Genomic DNA, 16,329 nt, shown 5'->3' on the forward strand with positions numbered 1-16,329 from the left:
TTGGCCCCCTGTTTAGGGCCGGTTGCGGTGGCTCAGCCACAGGTGTTGACGATCCCAGTGCAACTGGAGTCCTCCCGTGAGCGCCTGGCGGCCAGGTCCGTGCGCGGGCTCGAGGCGGCGCAGCAGGGCTTGCAGGTGCTCCGCCGGCAGGGGGCTGATGCCCTGAAGGCTCAGCCAGTGCTGCAGCAGTTGACGTTGATTCGCGGCTTTCAGGGCCAGGAGTGCGCGCCGCTGTAGGGCCCCCTCCGGTGCCGGTTGATCCGCCCGGAGCCCGGCCAGAGCCAGGTCCAACAGTTCGTCCTGGCTCTGCTGTTCTTGGGCCAGTCGTTCAGCCACGCCGCTGATGCGTCGGCTGGCGCCGGGGTGCAGGTGCTCCAGCACCGGCAACACCTCCTGGCGCAGGCGGTTGCGGCTGTACCGGGGCTCTTGGTTGCTGGTGTCCAGCCAGAGCGGGAGGCCGAGCTGCTCGCGGATCTGTTCCGTTTCTTGGCGGCTGAACAGCAGCAGCGGGCGCACCAGGGTGAGATCCGTCGCCAGGGCACGCTGCGGTCGCAGGCTGGCCAAGCCGCGGCGGTGGCTGCCGCGGGCCAGCTGCAGCAGCAGGGTTTCGGCGCGGTCGCTGGCTGTATGACCCGTCACCACATGGCTCGCGCCGCTGCGGCGAGCGGCGGCCTCCAGGGCGCTGTAGCGCCAGGCGCGAGCGGCGGCCTCAGCGGGTTGCGGCTCTGGCCACACCTCGATCTGCAGCGGCAGCCCCTGCTGGTGTGCCCATTGGCTTAGTTCGCTGGCCTGCCGGCTGGAGTCGGCCCGCAGCCGGTGGTCGCCGTGCCAGAGCTGTAGTTGCCAGTGATGCAGTCGCTGCAGATCCCGCAGCAGCCCCACCAGCGCCATCGAATCCTGCCCGCCCGACACCGCCAGCAACAGGCGGGCTCCATCGGGCAGCAGCTCCGGACGCTGCAACAGCCAGCGGTGCAAGCGCAGGTGGTGGCGGCTCCAGGGTTGCGCCAAATGCTGCGTGGGAGAATCGCTCCACTCTGTCTGCACTGGTATGTCGCGTCTCGCCCAGCTGCCCGCTTCGCTTCGTACGGCTCTGGTGGAGCGCCGCGCCCTCAAGGTGATCGCCGGCCTCACCAACTTCGATGCCGCCAGTGTGGAGCGCATCAGCCGCGCCGCCGGCATGGGCGGTGCTGATCTGATCGATGTGGCCTGCGATCCGGCTCTGGTGCAGCTGGCTGCTGAGGTGAGCGGCCTGCCGATCTGCGTGAGCGCTGTGGATCCTGAGCTGTTCCCCGCCGCGGTGGCTGCCGGTGCCGCCATGGTGGAGATTGGCAACTACGACGCCTTCTATCCCCTCGGCCGCATCTTCGACGCCGCCGAAGTGCTGGCGATCACCCGCCGCACTCGCGAGCTGCTGCCCGAGGTGGTGCTGAGCGTGACCGTGCCCCACGTGCTGCCCCTCGATCAGCAGGAACAGCTGGCCGTGGATCTGGTGGCCGCCGGTGCCGACATCATCCAGACCGAAGGCGGCACCAGCGCCAAGCCTTTCAGTGCCGGCAGCCTCGGCCTGATCGAAAAGGCAGCCCCCACCCTGGCCGCTGCCCACAGCATCAGCCGTTCCCTGCTCGCCGCTGAGCAGGGCGTGCCCGTGCTTTGCGCCTCCGGTCTGTCGTCGGTCACCGTGCCGATGGCGATCGCTGCCGGTGCCGCCGGCGTGGGTGTGGGTTCGGCCGTGAACAAGCTGAACGACCAGCTGGCGATGGTGGCCGTGGTGCGCGGTCTGCGCGAGGCCCTCGGCACTGCCGTCAGCGCGGCTGTCTGAACGCTGCGGCGGTTCAACTCCAAACCCTCCACCACGTTGCGGGGATTCCGCACGTGGTGGTGGGTTTTTGCTGCCGGCGGCGTTGCCCATGAACACCACGCCGCTGGGCTGACTGCCCGAGAATGGCCCGATGGCCAACCCCTACCAGCTGCACGCTCCCTACAGCCCCAAGGGTGATCAGCCCGAGGCGATCAAGGGCCTGGTGGCCGGCGTGGAGGGCGGCGAGCGCTATCAGACGCTGCTGGGGGCCACGGGCACCGGCAAGACCTTCACCATCGCCAATGTGATCGCCCAGACGGGCCGACCGGCGCTGGTGCTGGCGCACAACAAGACTCTGGCGGCCCAGCTGTGCAACGAGCTGCGGGAATTCTTTCCCAACAACGCCGTTGAATATTTCATCTCCTACTACGACTACTACCAGCCGGAGGCGTATGTGCCCGTCTCCGACACGTATATCGCCAAAACGGCTTCGATCAACGAAGAGATCGACATGCTGCGTCACTCGGCGACCCGGTCGTTGTTTGAGCGGCGCGATGTGATTGTGGTGGCCTCGATCAGCTGCATCTATGGCCTGGGGATTCCCAGTGAATACCTCAAGGCAGCGGTGAAGTTTGAGGTGGGTGAAACCCTGAATCTGCGCGGCTCCCTGCGGGAGCTGGTGAACAACCAGTATTCCCGCAACGACCTGGAGATCTCCCGCGGCCGCTTCCGCGTGCGCGGGGATGTGCTGGAGATCGGCCCGGCTTATGAAGACCGCCTCGTGCGGATCGAGCTGTTCGGCGACGAGGTGGAGGCAATCCGCTACGTGGACCCCACCACTGGCGAGATTCTGCAGAGCCTCGAGAGCATCAACATCTATCCCGCCAAGCACTTCGTGACGCCGAAGGAGCGGCTGGAGGATGCGATCAAGGCGATCCGCAGCGAGCTGCGCGAGCGCCTTGATGTGCTCAATGAGCAGGGCCGCCTCCTGGAAGCTCAGCGGCTGGAGCAGCGCACCACCTACGACCTGGAGATGCTGGAGCAGGTGGGCTACTGCAACGGCGTGGAGAACTACGCCCGCCATCTGGCCGGCCGCGCTGCGGGCACACCACCGGAATGCCTGATCGACTACTTCCCGAAGGATTGGTTGCTGGTGGTGGATGAGAGCCACGTCACCTGCAGTCAGCTGCAGGCGATGTACAACGGCGATCAGTCACGCAAGCAGGTGCTGATTGAGCACGGCTTCCGCCTGCCCTCCGCCGCCGACAACCGCCCGCTCAAAGGCGAGGAGTTCTGGGAGAAGGCGCGCCAGACCATTTTTGTGAGCGCCACCCCGGGCGACTGGGAGATGCGCCAGAGCGATGGCCAGGTGGTGGAGCAGGTGATCCGCCCCACCGGCGTGCTTGATCCGATCGTGGAGGTGCGCCCCACTGAGGGCCAGGTGGATGATCTGCTCGGTGAGATCCGGATCCGGGCCGACAAGCAGGAGCGGGTGCTGGTGACCACCCTCACCAAGCGCATGGCTGAGGACCTCACCGACTACCTGGCGGAGAACGGCGTACGGGTGCGCTACCTGCACTCCGAGATCCACTCGATCGAGCGGATCGAAATCATCCAAGACCTCCGCAACGGCGAATACGACGTGCTCGTGGGTGTGAACCTGCTGCGGGAGGGCCTCGATTTGCCGGAGGTGTCGCTGGTGGCGATCCTCGATGCCGATAAGGAAGGGTTCCTGCGGGCGGAGCGCTCCCTGATCCAGACCATTGGCCGGGCGGCGCGCCACGTGGAGGGGGTGGCTCTGCTCTACGCCGACAACCTCACCGACAGCATGGACAAGGCGATCACGGAAACGGAGCGTCGCCGGGCCATTCAGCAGACCTACAACGAGAAGCACGGGATCACACCCACCCCGGCGGGTAAGCGGGCCGGCAACTCGATCCTGGCGTTCCTCGAGGTGTCGCGCCGGCTCAACGATGAGCAGCTCGAGCAGGCCACCGAGCAGGCCGAGCACAACGAAGTGCCCCTCGATGCTCTGCCGGAGTTGATTCAACAGTTGGAAGAAAAGATGAAGAACGCGGCCAAGAATCTCGACTTTGAGGAAGCCGCCAACCTGCGCGACCGCATTAAGGGCCTGCGCCAGAAGCTGGTGGGCAAGGTCTGAATTCATTAATTCGTTTACGTCAGCATTTGTGCATGAATTCGGGATCTTTTCCGTATTTCTCGCTGTCTGCTCTTGAAAGTTCGGCTAAAGCTGAGCTAATCGCAGCAGATCCGGATGGGTTTCTATCTGCTTCATCTGCATCTGCACGGTCTGTTTCGTGGGCACGACCTGGAATTGGGGCGTGATGCGGATACCGGTGGGCAGACCACCTACGTACTGGAGTTGATGCGTGGCCTGGCTGCCCGGCCGGAGGTGGATCGCGTTGAGGTGGTCACCAGGCTGATCCACGACAAGCGGGTGTCTCCCGACTACGCCGAGCCCCGTGAAGAGTTGGGCGGCGGAGCCTGCATCGTGCGCCTGCCCTGCGGGCCGCGCCGCTATCTGCGTAAGGAGTTGCTCTGGCCCCATCTCGATGAGTTGGCGGATGCCGTGGTGGCCCACATCGCCGCGCAGGAGCGTCGTCCCGACTGGATTCATGCCCACTACGCCGATGCCGGTTATGTGGGGGCCCTGGTGTCGCAGCGACTGGGCATTCCCTTGCTGTTCACGGGGCATTCCCTGGGCCGAGAGAAGCAGCGCCGCCTGCTGGCCGGCGGCATGGCGCACGATCAGATCGAGCACACCTATGCGATCAGCCGCCGGATTGATGCGGAGGAGCGCACCCTGGCCCAGGCGGCCCTGGTGATCACCAGCACGCAACAGGAGGCCGAGCAGCAATACAGCCGCTACGACCGCTTTGTGCCTGAGCGAGCGGTGGTGGTGCCGCCGGGGGTGGATGCGAGGCGTTTCCATCCCCAGCCGCTGCCGGGTGAGGAGCAGGCGGTGGCGGAGCTGATGCGGCCGTTTTTGCGGGATCCGGCCAAGCCGCCGCTGCTGTGCATCTGCCGGGCTGTGCGCCGCAAGAACGTGCCTGCCCTGGTGGAGGCCTTTGGTCGCTCGGCCCTGCTACAGGAGCGCCACAACCTGGTGCTCGTGCTGGGCTGCCGGGAGGATCCCCGCGCCATGGAGAAGCAGCAGCGCGATCAGTTCCAGCAGATCTTTGAGTTGGTGGATCGCTTCGATCTCTATGGGCGAGTGGCCTATCCGAAGCAACACCGCGGCGATGACATCCCCGCGATCTATCGCTGGGCGGCCCGGCGAGGTGGCGTGTTTGTGAACCCTGCCCTCACGGAACCCTTCGGGCTCACCCTCTTGGAAGCTGCGGCCTGCGGCCTGCCGCTGGTGGCCACCGATGACGGCGGGCCGCGCGACATCCTGCAGCGCTGCACCAACGGCCAGTTGGTGGATGTCACCGATCTCGATGACCTGCAGCAGGCCCTCGAAGCCGCTGCCGCCGACCCCCAACGCTGGCGCCGCTGGCGGGACAACGGCATCGAGGCGGTGAGCCGCAATTTCAGCTGGGATGCCCATGTGTGCGCCTATCTCGGCCTGGCCCAGCGCCGTTGTCAGGAGGTGCAGCAGCAGCGGCCGCAACCGGTGGTGCCGGTTGCGCCCACCGCGCCGGTGAAGCGCTTGCTGTTGCTGGATCTGGATGTGTGCCTCGATGCACCCGATCCAGCGGGGTTGCAGGAGCTGCGCCGTCGCCTGGCGGCCGATGCCAGCTGCGGCATCGGCATGATCAGCGGCCGCAGCTTCCCCTCAGCCAGCCTTCGCTACCACGAGCTGCATCTGCCGGCGCCGCAGGTGTGGATTCTTGAGGCCGGTGCCGAGATCCTCTATGGCCCTGAGGGGGTCGCGGATCTGGCCTGGCGTGAGCAGATCGCCCAGGGCTGGCAGCGCGACGCCGTGGAGCAGGCCCTGGCGGATCTCGCCCCGCGCCTTATGCCCCAGCCGGAGGCGCAGCAGGGGCCCTTCAAGCTCAGCTACACCCTTCAGCCGCCTCCGGCCGGGGTGCTGGAAATGGTGCGTCAGCGCCTGCGCCAGGGGCGATTTGAAGCCCGCGCCCATCTGTTCCACCACTGGTTCCTTGATGTGTTGCCGCTGCGGGCCTCCAAGGCCGAGGCGATTCGTCACCTGAGCTTGAGCTGGGGGCTGCCGCTGGAGCAGGTGATGGTGGTGGCTTCGCAGCAGGGTGATGGTGAGCTGCTCAATGGCCGCGCCCTCGGGGTGGTGGTGGGCGATCACGACCGCTCGCTCGACGATCTGCGCCGCCGCTCGAAGGTGTTCTTCGCCTCACGCCGCCAGGCTTGGGGGGTGCTGGAGGGCCTGGATCACTACCGCTTCCTGCGGCGCTGACGTGCGGCCCGGGCCTTAGAGGGGCGGTTGCTCCTGGCTGCGGTACAGCTCACGATGCGGGTTGGCATCCGGGAGCCAGTAGCTGATGTCTTCATGCCAGTAGGGAGTGCCTTCCAAGCGGCTGGAGCTGAGCTTGGTGGAGGCCATCGCGCTCACCAGAGCGCCCATATCCACCGGCGAGAGGTCGGTTAGCACGTCTTTGCCGGCGATGCTCATCAGCTCCGGCAGGCGGGTGGCCATGGCGGGATTGGCCAGCTTCTTGAACACCTCTTTGAGCACCAGCTTCTGGCGCTCCATCCGGCCGATGTCGCCGAGCTCGTCGTGGCGGAAGCGCAGGAAGCCTTCCAGGGCTTCGCCCTTGAGCAGTTGCTGGCCGGGATAGAGATCGATGTACAGCCCCTGGCTGTTGTCCACGTAGTACATCCGCTTCGGCACATCCACGTCCACCCCGCCGATGGCATCCGCCAGGCGCTGCACGGCATTGAGGTTGAGCACCAGGTAGCGATCCACCTTGGCGGAGAGCAGTTTGCTCAGCTCCTGCTTCACCATGTCGGGCCCGCCGCTGCTGTACAGCGCGTTGGCCTTCATCACGCCGTAGCGGTCGGATTCGATGAAGGTGTCGCGCGGCACCTGGGTGAGCTCAGTCCGGCCATCGCGCAGCTGCACGGTGAACATCACGTCGGTGTTGGTGCTCACGTGGTCGGTGCCCAGCACCACGATGCGCCGGTCGCCCATGCCGGCCGGTGCCACCAGCGAACCGATCACGTTGCTGGGGTGATGCAGGCCCGCCACCAGGCCGGTGGCGAGGTGAGGGAGCGGGCCATTGAGGCCGTAGCCCAGGCCGATGCCGGCGAGGAATAGAGGCAGCCGCGGCAGGCCGCTTTTCGCTGGTTTGGCGTTTTTAGGGCGCCGCCGCTGGTCCAGCGGCGTGACCGTGGCCTTGTCGCGGGAGGGCGCCGCGCCGCGCCGGCCCTGGCGCTGCTGCTGCTCCACAGGCTTCAGCCGCCCGCGGGCATCGCGGCGACGGGGAGCGGGATTGGGCTGAGCCTGCGACATGGACGGTGTGCGTGGCCGCACCGTATCGCGCGTCTTCCCTTGTGGCCAGAGGCATCTGGGCCTCTCGCCCAGCTGGATCAGCGGCCCGGGAGCACCGTGATGGCGGCCGCGGCCTGATCGGCCTTCGCGCGCGCCTCCTCCAGGCTGGCGCCACTGGCCAGGGCGACACCCATGCGCCGGTGGGGGCGTGCATCGGGTTTGCCGAACAGCAGCACCTGCACATCCACCTCTTCGAGAGCCTGATCCAGGCCGCTGAAGGCCACACTCTCACTGGCTTGTTGCGCCAGGATCACCCGGCTGGCGGCCGGGCCTGTGGAGCGGATTTCCGGGATCGGTAGCCCCAGCACCGCCCGCAGGTGCAGTTCGAATTCGCTCAGGTTCTGGCCGGCGAGCGTGACCAAGCCGGTGTCGTGGGGGCGGGGGGAGAGTTCCGAGAACACCACCTCACTGCCGCCGTCGGCGGTGCGGCACACGAAAAACTCCACCCCGAAGATGCCGGCCCCGCCGAGGTTGTCGGTCACCAGGCGCGCCATGCTCTGGGCGGCGGCCAGTTGCTCCCACTCCAGATGAGCCGGCTGCCAGCTGCACTGGTAGTCGCCCCGCTCCTGGATGTGACCGATGGGCGGGCAGAACAACGTGGGGCCCTGCCACTGCTTCACGGTGAGCAGGGTGATCTCCTGCTCAAAGTGGAGAAACTCCTCCACGATCACCCGCGCGCCACTGCCGCGGGCGCCGGCCATCGCTGCCTCCCAGGCGGCGGTGATGCCATCGGGGCCCTCCACCACGCTCTGGCCTTTGCCGGAGGAGCTCATCACCGGCTTCACCACCACCGGCCAGCCCAGAGGCGCGGCGGCGGCGGCCAAGTCTTCGGCGCTTTCGGCGTAGGCGAAGCGGGCGGTGCGTAGCCCCAGCTCCGTGGCGGCGAGATCGCGGATCCGATCGCGGTTCATCGTGACCGCCGTGGCCCGTGCCGTGGGGATCACGGTGATGCCGCCGGATTCCAGCTCCGCCAGGGCATCCACGGCCAGCGCTTCAATTTCCGGGATCACCACATCCGGCTGATGGCGGCGCACCACAGCCTTGAGGGCCTCGGGGTCGGTCATGGCCACCACCTCGGCTTGATCGGCCACCTGCATCGCCGGTGCGCCGGCGTAGCGATCCACCGCGATCACCCGGCAGCCCAGTCGCTGGGCGGCAATCGCCACCTCTTTGCCCAGTTCCCCGCTGCCCAGCAACATCAGCGTGCGCGGAAACGTGGGGCTGGCCATGGCCGCGGCTGAGGCGAGAGACTGCACCGATCCTGCCCCGGCGCCCCCCTGTGCTGCAGTTCCTCCCATTGGCCTACGCCACAGCTGGTGATGCCGCCGATGGTTTGCTCAATGGGTTGAGCATCGAGAGTTTGCAGCGCTGGACTCTGGTGTATCTGGGGATCTCAGCCCTGGCCTTCATCGTGGTCTGGTTGGTGGGCTACCTGCGCCGGCCTGGTTGAGCCGTCGGACCAGGCCGGACGAATCAGCCCTGATCGATCAGATCCAGCTGCCGCACCGGCGACTGCTCATCGATGAAGCCGTAAGCGGCGAACACGGAGGCATCGTTGTGGGTGATGTGCTGGCCATCGCTGTGGCGCTCCAGCACGAATCCTTCGGCCGCCATCCGCCGCATCAGCGCGGCTGCTTCTTCAAAGCGCGCCGCCATCGCCTCAAGGCTGGCGCAATCAGCCGTGAGACCAGCCTCCTTCCAGGTGAAGTACGCCATCAGGGGAGCAGCACCAGTCCCAGCACCACCAGTATCAGGCTGATCAGCCAGAAGCCCACCACCACTTGCTGCTCGCTGGCGCCGCCCAGCTCGAAGTGGTGATGCAGCGGGGCCATGCGGAACACCCGCCGGCCCTGGCCGGTGGCCGGGTTTTTGGTGGCCTTGAACACCCATACCTGCACGATCACCGAGAGCGATTCGGCGAGGAATACACCCCCCATCAGCAGCAGCGGCCAGAGGCTGTTGCTCAGCAGCGCCACCGCTGCCAGGGCTGCGCCCATGGCCAGGGAGCCCGTGTCACCCATGAAGACCCGGGCCGGGTGGCGGTTGAACAGCAGGAAGCCCAGCCAGCAGCCCGCCATGGCAGCGCAGAAACCGGCCATGGCGGGATCGCCTTCATGGCCCCGCAGCATCAGCTGCACGCCGAGACCGCTGAACACGATGGCGCCGCAGCCGGCGGCCAGTCCATCGAGGCCATCGGTGAGGTTGGTGGCGTTGCTCTCCGCCAGAAACACAAACAATCCGAGCGGCCAGATCAGCAGTCCCAGGGGCAGGACCCAGCCCAGGGGCAGGGCAATCGCCGCTCCGATCTGCTGGTCCCAGTGGGCCCAGGCCAGAAACCCGATGGCGCCTAGGGCCTGCAGCAGCAATTTGCCGCGGGGGCTCAGGCCGGTGTTGTGGCGTTTGGTGAGGCTGCGCCAGTCGTCGACTGCGCCGATCGCCATGGTGGCCAGGGTGATCGCCGCCACCGCCAGCAGCCGCTGATCGGCTGGGGCCACCAGGCCTCCGGCGATGACCCCCACCGGCACCACCAGCAGGCCGCCCATGGTGGGCGTGCCCGCCTTGCTCTGGTGCGCCTGGGGGCCCTCCTCGCGGATCACCTGCCCCAGCTTGAGCCGGCGTAGCTGCGGCACTCCCCAAGCGCAGAGCAGGCTGCTCACCACAGCGCTGATCAGCAACGGCGGCACCAGCTGTGGGGCCTGGCTGAACCAGTCGCACAGGGCACTCAGCCCCAACAGCAACAAGCCCAGCAACAGCGCCAGGGAGCGGCTGTTGCTGGGCATGGAGGCGATCAGCCTGGTGGGGGAGATCAAGGGGCTGAGGAGATCAGTCTTCCCAGTCTTCCTCGTTCTGCTCGTCGGCGGCGTTGTAATCCTCTTTCTCGCCCATCAGTGCGGAAAGCTCTTCCTCTTCCACCGTGCTCACATCGCTGCTGGCGGTTTCCTCATCGGCCACCAGGCGGCCGCTGGTTTCCAGCCAGCTCAGCAGGTCTGGCTCTTCACGCAGGGGCAGCACCGGTGCCGGCTCGTTGCGCCCGTAGCGGGTCAGCGAGGGGTTGATGCCATCCAACTGGCTGAGGCTGGTGCTGAGGTTGCTGCTCATATGGCTATCGGGGAGGGCACGGGTTGAGCGCGGGCGGCACGTGCGGCTTGCGGCCCGGCGTGTGCCAATCGACCATCCTAACGGAGTCCCCTGCAACGATCGATCTGGCTCACCCCACCACGCCCCTCTGGCGGGCCCTGTTGGGGCCGTGGTTGCTGGCCCTGGCCGTGAGCGCAGCCCTGGTGGCGGCCGGCCGGCACTGGCCTACGCCCCTGCTGCAGCAACCCTGGGCTTTGGCGAATCCAGGCCTGCCGGCGCTGCTGGCCCTGCTGTTGGTGCTGCTCCCACCAGCGCTGATGGCGGCCCTGCTGCTCGCGCGCCTGTGGCGCCACCACGACAGGGGAGAATCGATCGATTGCGCGCATGGAGAGCGTTGATGGGCCGGGCCAAGAAGGCGGTACTCGCGTATTCCGGCGGTGTGGACACCAGCGTCTGCATCCCTTATCTGAAAAACGAGTGGGGCGTGGAGGAGGTGATCACCTTCGCTGCCGACCTCGGCCAGGGCGATGAGCTGGAGCCGATCCGCCAGAAAGCCCTCGATTCCGGGGCCAGCCAGTCGATCGTGGGCGATCTCATCGAGCCGTTCATCCGTGAGTTCGCCTTCCCGGCGATCCGTGCCAACGCCCTCTACGAAGGCCGCTACCCCCTCTCCACCGCCCTAGCCCGGCCGCTGATTGCCCGCCGCCTGGTAGAGATCGCCCGCGAGGTGGGTGCCGATGCTGTGGCCCATGGCTGCACCGGCAAGGGCAACGACCAGGTGCGTTTCGATGTGGCGATCGGCGCCCTCGCCCCTGATCTGAAGGTGCTCACCCCGGCGCGGGAATGGGGCATGAGCCGCGAGGAAACCATCGCCTATGGCGAGCGCTGCGGCATCCCCTCACCGGTGAGCAAGAAGTCGCCCTATTCGATCGACCTCAACCTGCTGGGTCGCTCGATTGAGGCGGGCCCGCTGGAGGATCCCAACGTGGAGCCCCCCGAGGAGATCTACGCCCTCACGGTGAGCGTGGAGGCGGCGCCCGAGCAGGCTCAGGTGGTGGAGATCGGCTTTGAACAGGGCAACCCGGTGAGCATCGATGGCATGCGCCTCGACCCGGTGAGCCTGATCCGCCGCGCCAATGAGCTGGCTGGCAGCCATGGCTTCGGCCGCCTCGACATGATCGAGAACCGGGTGGTGGGCATCAAGAGCCGCGAGATCTACGAAACCCCGGGTTTGCTGCTGCTGATCAAGGCCCACCAGGAACTGGAGAGCCTCACCCTCGCTGCCGATGTGCTGCGCAGCAAGCGCCAGCTCGAGCAGCAGTGGGCCGACCAGGTGTATCAGGGCCTTTGGTATGGCCCGCTCAAGGATGCCCTCGATGGCTTCATCGAGCGCACCCAGCGCACCGTGAACGGCACCGTGAAGGTGAAGCTGCACAAGGGCAACGCCACCGTGGTGGGCCGCAGCAGCGCCAACAGCCTCTATGTGCCCGATATGGCCACCTACGACGCTGGCGATCAGTTCGACCACCGCGCCGCTGAGGGCTTCATCTACGTGTGGGGTCTGCCCACCCGTCTCTGGGCGGCCAGCCAGCGCTGAGTTCAGGTCTGTTGAATCAAGCGGCGCGTGGGCTCTGGCGATCCGCCCGGCCCATGCGCCGGATCGGCGGCCGGCTCGGTAGAGGCGGTAAGGCCAGGCTGCCCTGATTGGCGCCGTCGGGGTTAAACCGCAAGCGCACCTCACCCGGCACGGGCGCCAGCAGTTGGATCTGCTGGCGCAGTTCAGCGTTGTCGTCGAGCAATCGCTCTTGCCGCTCCAGCACCGGTTGCAGGCGCTGCTCAAACTTGCGCTCGAAGATCTCGGGAATCTCTTCGAGCAGTGCTTCGAGCTCGGCGATGTGTAGCCGTGCTTCTGCCAGTTTGCGCTCAGCCGTGGCCAGGGCCAGCTGCAACGGAAGCTCGCTGGCCTCTTGCGGCTGCTCGGTGATTAGTTCCTCCACCGCTAACCGCCCAGCTATAAAAAACCGACCAAACCTTAACCAAGGCCTGGTCGGGATTCAAGCTGCTGGAAGCGATCAGGCTTCGCTGGTCTGCAGGGCAGCAGCGTCACTGGTGGCCTGGGCTACGGGGCCGCTGCGGGGAGCAGGCAGGGGGCCGTCTTGCTTCACGGTGAGGTAGCGAATCACGTCTTCGCTGATGCGCATCGCCTTCTCGAGGGTGGCCACCTGTTGGCCGTCGCCGTTGTGGGCGAGCTGCACGTAGATGCCTTCTTTGTGCTTGGCGATGGGGTAGGCCAGGCGGCGCTTGCCGCGCATCTGGCAATCGAGCACCTCAGCGCCGGCTTCGGTCACCAGATCGCGGTACTTGGTGACATGGGTTTCCACCTCTTCCTCCGGAATGTCCGGACGAAGGATGTACATCGTTTCGTAATAGGGCTGCGACATGGCTTGCGCGATCCGACGTGGACGCCGAAGGGAACGGTGGCTGGTGGGCCGGAGCTAGGCCCCTGCTCTCCAGCGGCGGATCGTCCACCCTACAGCTGCATGCGCACCGCTTCCGACAGGCTCGGGACGTCGGCTTCCTTGCCGCGTATGCACTGCACCACGGCGAACACCAGCAGCACCAGCATTCCCAGGAACACGGTGTTGTCGAGGGTGCGGCCGGCGAAGCCCATGGCGCGGAGCTGCAGCAGCTGGAAGGCCAGCGACACCACCACCAGCACGATGTCGAGCAGGATCGCCTGCAGCACGTTGAAGCGCAGGTAGTAGGGGATGCGCGGGTTCCGCACCACCGCCAGGAACAGCACCAGGAAGAGCAGGAAGCCGCCGAACGGAACCGACCGCTCCAGCAGCAGCACGGGCAGCGCCGGCAGCATCAGCCACTGCAGCGCCGGAAAGAGGTTGTCGAGCGAACCGGCAAAGGGCAAGGCATCGCTCCAGGGCAGCAGGTAGCCCAGCACCGCCAACAACCGTTGCCACCAGGGAATGTCGCCCATCGCATGCTCCTCAATGGGCAGAGGCTATGGCAGGTGCTCGAGCAGTGCCTGGCGCATCACCGCCACCGGCACCTCCGGCAGGCCGCTCCACAGGCGCAGGGCCGCTGCCCCTTGTTCCACCAGCATCTCGAGACCATCGAGGCTGCGGCAGCCACGGTTGGCGGCGCGCTGCAGCAGTTGCGTGGGACGCGGTGTGTAGATGATGTCGTACACGCTGGCGCCGCTCTGCAGGGCGCTCAGCTCGCTGGCGTTGAGCGGGCACGCCTCAGCGGCGGCGGGGTTGCTGGCTGAGGCCATGCCCACCGGGGTGGTGTTCACCACCAGATCAGCCTCCGCGAGGGCGCCGGTGAGGCTGCCGCTCTCGCTGCTCCAGCTCAGTGCCTGGAGCTGCGGCGCCCAGGCCCGGCAGTCGTTGAGGAAGGCGTTCAGCGCTTCCGGCCTGCGGCCCGCCAGCTGAATGCTGCCGAAACCCAGCTCCACCAGGCCCGCCACCACAGCGCGGGCGCTGCCGCCGCAGCCCAGCACCACGGCCCGCTTGCCGCTCCAGTCGGTCCCCTCCCGGCGCAGTGGCGCGCAGAAGCCTTCCACATCGGTGTTGGTGCCGTGCCAGCCGCCGCCAGGCAGCGGCACCAGCGCGTTCACGGCCCCCAGCCGTTCCGCCAGGGGGCTCAGCTCGCGGCAGAGGGCGGCCACCGCCTGTTTATGGGGGATGGTCACGTTGAGGCCGCGGCAGCCCATCGCTTCCAGGCCGCGCACCACGGCGGCTAGTTCGCCAGCGGGAGCCGGAAGGGCCAGGAACACCCAATCGAGCCCCAGCGCCTGCAGCGCCGCGTTCTGCATCACCGGCGAGAGGGAGTGGTGCACCGGATCGCCCAACACCCCCACAAGGGCAGTGGTGCCGCGAATGCTCGGGAAGCCGGTCACGCTGGGTCGGGTGCTGTTCGGCAACCACACCTAGCCCCGGAATGGGCCCGCTGTTGAGGATGCCTCCAGTTCAGAGGACAGTCATGGGCAAGGTTGTCGGTATCGACCTTGGCACCACCAACAGCTGCGTGTCGGTCATGGAGGGCGGCAAGCCCACCGTGATCGCCAATGCCGAGGGCTTCCGCACCACGCCCTCTGTGGTCGCCTACACCAAGAACCAGGATCAACTGGTGGGCCAGATCGCCAAGCGTCAGGCGGTGATGAACCCAGAGAACACCTTCTATTCGGTGAAGCGCTTCATCGGCCGCCGCGTCGACGAGGTGAACGAGGAATCGAAGGAAGTGAGCTACGGCGTGGAGAAGGCCGGCTCCAACGTGAAGGTGAAGTGCCCGGTGCTGGGTAAGCAGTTCGCCCCTGAAGAGGTGAGCGCCCAAGTGCTGCGCAAGCTGGCTGAAGACGCCGGCAAGTACCTCGGTGAAACGGTCACCCAGGCGGTGATCACCGTTCCCGCTTATTTCAACGACTCCCAGCGTCAGGCCACCAAAGACGCCGGCAAGATCGCCGGCCTCGAGGTGCTGCGCATCATCAACGAGCCCACTGCGGCCGCTCTGGCCTACGGCCTCGACAAGAAGAGCAACGAGCGCATCCTGGTGTTCGACCTGGGCGGCGGCACCTTCGACGTGTCGGTCCTCGAGGTGGGCGACGGTGTGTTCGAGGTGCTCTCCACCTCCGGTGACACCCACCTAGGCGGCGACGACTTCGACAAGGTGATCGTGGATCACCTGGCCGACACCTTCAAGGCCAACGAAGGCATCGATCTGCGCAGCGACAAGCAGGCTCTGCAGCGCCTCACCGAGGCCGCCGAGAAGGCCAAGATCGAGCTCTCCAGCGCCACCCAGAGCGAGATCAACCTGCCGTTCATCACGGCCACGCCCGAGGGCCCCAAGCACCTCGATCTCACCCTCACCCGCGCCAAGTTCGAGGAGCTGGCGTCCAAGCTGATCGACCGCTGCCGCGTGCCGGTGGAGCAGGCCCTCAAGGACGCCAAGCTCTCCTCCTCCGAGCTCGATGAGGTGGTGATGGTGGGTGGTTCCACCCGCATCCCCGCGGTGCTGGAGCTGGTGAAGCGCGTCACCGGTAAGGACCCCAACCAGACCGTGAACCCCGACGAGGTGGTGGCCGTGGGCGCCGCCATCCAGGGCGGTGTGCTCGCCGGTGAGGTGAAGGACATCCTGCTGCTGGACGTCAGCCCGCTCTCCCTGGGTGTGGAAACCCTGGGCGGCGTGATGACCAAGATGATCCCCCGCAACACCACGATTCCCACCAAGAAATCGGAGGTGTATTCCACGGCTGTCGACGGGCAGACCAACGTGGAAATCCACGTGCTGCAGGGCGAGCGCGAGATGGCCAGCGACAACAAGTCGCTCGGAACCTTCCGCCTCGATGGCATCCCCCCCGCTCCCCGCGGCGTGCCTCAGATCGAAGTGACCTTCGACATCGATGCCAACGGCATCCTGAGCGTGACCGCGAAGGACAAGGGCAGCGGCAAGGAGCAGAGCATCTCGATCACCGGCGCTTCCACCCTCAGCGATAACGAGGTGGAGAAGATGGTGAAGGATGCCGAGGCCAATGCCAGCGCCGACAAGGAGAAGCGCGAGCGCATCGACCTGAAGAACCAGGCCGAAACCCTCGTGTACCAAGCCGAGAAGCAGCTGGGCGAACTGGGCGACAAGGTGGGCGCCGAGGACAAGAGCAAGGTGGAGGCCTCCTCCGCCAAGCTCAAGGAGGCCATCGAGAAGGACGACTTCGACACGATGAAGTCGGAGCTCGAAACCCTGCAGCAGGCCCTCTACGCCGCCGGTGCTGCTGTGTACCAGCAGGCAGCCGGTGCTGAAGGCGCCGCTGCCCCCGGCGGCAACGGCAGCGGCGGTGCCGAATCCGCCAGCGACGACGTGATCGACGCGGAGTTCACCGAGAGCAAGTGAGCACCGCTCACGGTGTGATCACCCCGGCTTCGGCCGGGGTTTTTTCATGCCCATGCCCAGC

The 16,329-nt window shown here is 66.7% G+C and carries 17 protein-coding genes; 7 read left to right on the forward strand and 10 right to left on the reverse strand.

The window, feature by feature from the left end:
• Positions 1-12: 12 nt before the first annotated feature.
• Positions 13-1,008: a tRNA lysidine(34) synthetase TilS gene (tilS, locus tag KUL97_RS11165; RefSeq protein ID WP_254896425.1), complete on the reverse strand. Its 996-nt coding sequence runs from the start codon at positions 1,006-1,008 to the stop codon at positions 13-15.
• Between the two features lie 40 nt (positions 1,009-1,048).
• On the opposite strand from tilS, the gene KUL97_RS11170 reads away from it, so the two are divergent.
• From KUL97_RS11170 to KUL97_RS11180, 3 genes are all read left to right on the forward strand, one after another.
• On the forward strand, positions 1,049-1,819 hold the full coding sequence (locus tag KUL97_RS11170) for a DUF561 domain-containing protein (protein ID WP_217797043.1): 771 nt from the start codon (positions 1,049-1,051) through the stop codon (positions 1,817-1,819).
• 130 nt (positions 1,820-1,949) lie between these two features.
• Entirely contained in the window at positions 1,950-3,959 is a 2,010-nt protein-coding gene (gene uvrB, locus KUL97_RS11175) for an excinuclease ABC subunit UvrB (RefSeq protein ID WP_217797044.1), read from the forward strand.
• Between the two features lie 114 nt (positions 3,960-4,073).
• The gene (locus KUL97_RS11180; RefSeq protein WP_217797045.1) at positions 4,074-6,194 is read left to right on the forward strand and encodes an HAD family hydrolase; all 2,121 of its coding nucleotides are present in this window, start codon (positions 4,074-4,076) and stop codon (positions 6,192-6,194) included.
• Between the two features lie 15 nt (positions 6,195-6,209).
• Here KUL97_RS11180 and KUL97_RS11185 read toward each other — a convergent pair whose 3' ends face one another.
• Both KUL97_RS11185 and purT read right to left on the reverse strand, forming a co-directional pair.
• Positions 6,210-7,250: an LCP family protein gene (locus tag KUL97_RS11185; protein WP_217797046.1), complete on the reverse strand. Its 1,041-nt coding sequence runs from the start codon at positions 7,248-7,250 to the stop codon at positions 6,210-6,212.
• Positions 7,251-7,327: 77 nt separating this feature from the next.
• Positions 7,328-8,518, reverse strand: a complete 1,191-nt coding sequence (gene purT / locus KUL97_RS11190; RefSeq protein WP_217797047.1) for a formate-dependent phosphoribosylglycinamide formyltransferase — start codon at positions 8,516-8,518, stop codon at positions 7,328-7,330.
• A 50-nt stretch (positions 8,519-8,568) separates the two neighbouring features.
• Here purT and KUL97_RS11195 point away from each other — a divergent pair, with 50 nt between their 5' ends.
• Entirely contained in the window at positions 8,569-8,739 is a 171-nt protein-coding gene (locus KUL97_RS11195) for a hypothetical protein (protein ID WP_010312757.1), read from the forward strand.
• Between the two features lie 23 nt (positions 8,740-8,762).
• On the opposite strand, the gene KUL97_RS11200 is transcribed toward KUL97_RS11195, so the two are convergent.
• The 3 genes from KUL97_RS11200 to KUL97_RS11210 are packed head-to-tail and all read right to left on the reverse strand — an operon-like array spanning position 8,763 to position 10,388.
• Positions 8,763-9,005, reverse strand: coding sequence for a hypothetical protein (locus KUL97_RS11200; protein ID WP_217797048.1), 243 nt, complete (start codon positions 9,003-9,005; stop codon positions 8,763-8,765).
• Positions 9,005-10,069, reverse strand: a complete 1,065-nt coding sequence (mraY, locus tag KUL97_RS11205; RefSeq protein WP_217797049.1) for a phospho-N-acetylmuramoyl-pentapeptide-transferase — start codon at positions 10,067-10,069, stop codon at positions 9,005-9,007. Before mraY ends, KUL97_RS11200 begins: the two co-directional genes overlap by 1 nt.
• 43 nt (positions 10,070-10,112) lie before the next feature.
• Positions 10,113-10,388: a DUF3134 domain-containing protein gene (locus tag KUL97_RS11210; protein WP_010312765.1), complete on the reverse strand. Its 276-nt coding sequence runs from the start codon at positions 10,386-10,388 to the stop codon at positions 10,113-10,115.
• Positions 10,389-10,447: 59 nt separating this feature from the next.
• On the opposite strand from KUL97_RS11210, the gene KUL97_RS11215 reads away from it, so the two are divergent.
• Positions 10,448-10,765 carry a hypothetical protein gene (locus tag KUL97_RS11215; RefSeq protein ID WP_217797050.1) on the forward strand — a complete coding sequence of 106 codons (318 nt, stop codon included), beginning with the start codon at positions 10,448-10,450 and terminating at the stop codon, positions 10,763-10,765.
• Entirely contained in the window at positions 10,765-11,964 is a 1,200-nt protein-coding gene (locus KUL97_RS11220; protein WP_217797051.1) for an argininosuccinate synthase, read from the forward strand. Before KUL97_RS11215 ends, KUL97_RS11220 begins: the two co-directional genes overlap by 1 nt.
• A gap of 16 nt (positions 11,965-11,980) precedes the next feature.
• On the opposite strand, the gene KUL97_RS11225 is transcribed toward KUL97_RS11220, so the two are convergent.
• From KUL97_RS11225 to KUL97_RS11240, 4 genes are all read right to left on the reverse strand, one after another.
• Positions 11,981-12,364 carry a hypothetical protein gene (locus tag KUL97_RS11225; protein ID WP_217797353.1) on the reverse strand — a complete coding sequence of 128 codons (384 nt, stop codon included), beginning with the start codon at positions 12,362-12,364 and terminating at the stop codon, positions 11,981-11,983.
• Between the two features lie 75 nt (positions 12,365-12,439).
• Entirely contained in the window at positions 12,440-12,808 is a 369-nt protein-coding gene (gene rpsF / locus KUL97_RS11230; RefSeq protein WP_217797052.1) for a 30S ribosomal protein S6, read from the reverse strand.
• Between the two features lie 89 nt (positions 12,809-12,897).
• Positions 12,898-13,359, reverse strand: a complete 462-nt coding sequence (locus tag KUL97_RS11235; protein ID WP_217797053.1) for a Tic20 family protein — start codon at positions 13,357-13,359, stop codon at positions 12,898-12,900.
• A 24-nt stretch (positions 13,360-13,383) separates the two neighbouring features.
• Complete coding sequence (locus KUL97_RS11240; protein WP_217797054.1) at positions 13,384-14,313, reverse strand: shikimate dehydrogenase; 930 nt, start codon at positions 14,311-14,313, stop codon at positions 13,384-13,386.
• A 53-nt stretch (positions 14,314-14,366) separates the two neighbouring features.
• Here KUL97_RS11240 and dnaK point away from each other — a divergent pair, with 53 nt between their 5' ends.
• Entirely contained in the window at positions 14,367-16,268 is a 1,902-nt protein-coding gene (gene dnaK / locus KUL97_RS11245) for a molecular chaperone DnaK (RefSeq protein ID WP_217797055.1), read from the forward strand.
• The last annotated feature ends 61 nt before the right edge of the window (positions 16,269-16,329 follow it).

The organism is Synechococcus sp. HK05 (assembly GCF_019104765.1).
Classification (GTDB): domain Bacteria; phylum Cyanobacteriota; class Cyanobacteriia; order PCC-6307; family Cyanobiaceae; genus Vulcanococcus.

Bases quoted from the DNA above. Each gene is read 5' to 3' on its own strand.
- rpsF (WP_217797052.1), bottom strand. From the start codon at position 12,808: ATGTCGCAGCCCTATTACGAAACGATGTACATCCTTCGTCCGGACATT.
- KUL97_RS11170 (WP_217797043.1), top strand. From the start codon at position 1,049: ATGTCGCGTCTCGCCCAGCTGCCCGCTTCGCTTCGTACGGCTCTGGTG.
- purT (WP_217797047.1), bottom strand. From the start codon at position 8,518: ATGGCCAGCCCCACGTTTCCGCGCACGCTGATGTTGCTGGGCAGCGGG.
- KUL97_RS11220 (WP_217797051.1), top strand. From the start codon at position 10,765: ATGGGCCGGGCCAAGAAGGCGGTACTCGCGTATTCCGGCGGTGTGGAC.
- KUL97_RS11200 (WP_217797048.1), bottom strand. From the start codon at position 9,005: ATGGCGTACTTCACCTGGAAGGAGGCTGGTCTCACGGCTGATTGCGCC.
- KUL97_RS11180 (WP_217797045.1), top strand. From the start codon at position 4,074: ATGGGTTTCTATCTGCTTCATCTGCATCTGCACGGTCTGTTTCGTGGG.
- uvrB (WP_217797044.1), top strand. From the start codon at position 1,950: ATGGCCAACCCCTACCAGCTGCACGCTCCCTACAGCCCCAAGGGTGAT.
- mraY (WP_217797049.1), bottom strand. From the start codon at position 10,069: ATGCCCAGCAACAGCCGCTCCCTGGCGCTGTTGCTGGGCTTGTTGCTG.
- dnaK (WP_217797055.1), top strand. From the start codon at position 14,367: ATGGGCAAGGTTGTCGGTATCGACCTTGGCACCACCAACAGCTGCGTG.
- KUL97_RS11235 (WP_217797053.1), bottom strand. From the start codon at position 13,359: ATGGGCGACATTCCCTGGTGGCAACGGTTGTTGGCGGTGCTGGGCTAC.
- KUL97_RS11210 (WP_010312765.1), bottom strand. From the start codon at position 10,388: ATGAGCAGCAACCTCAGCACCAGCCTCAGCCAGTTGGATGGCATCAAC.
- KUL97_RS11185 (WP_217797046.1), bottom strand. From the start codon at position 7,250: ATGTCGCAGGCTCAGCCCAATCCCGCTCCCCGTCGCCGCGATGCCCGC.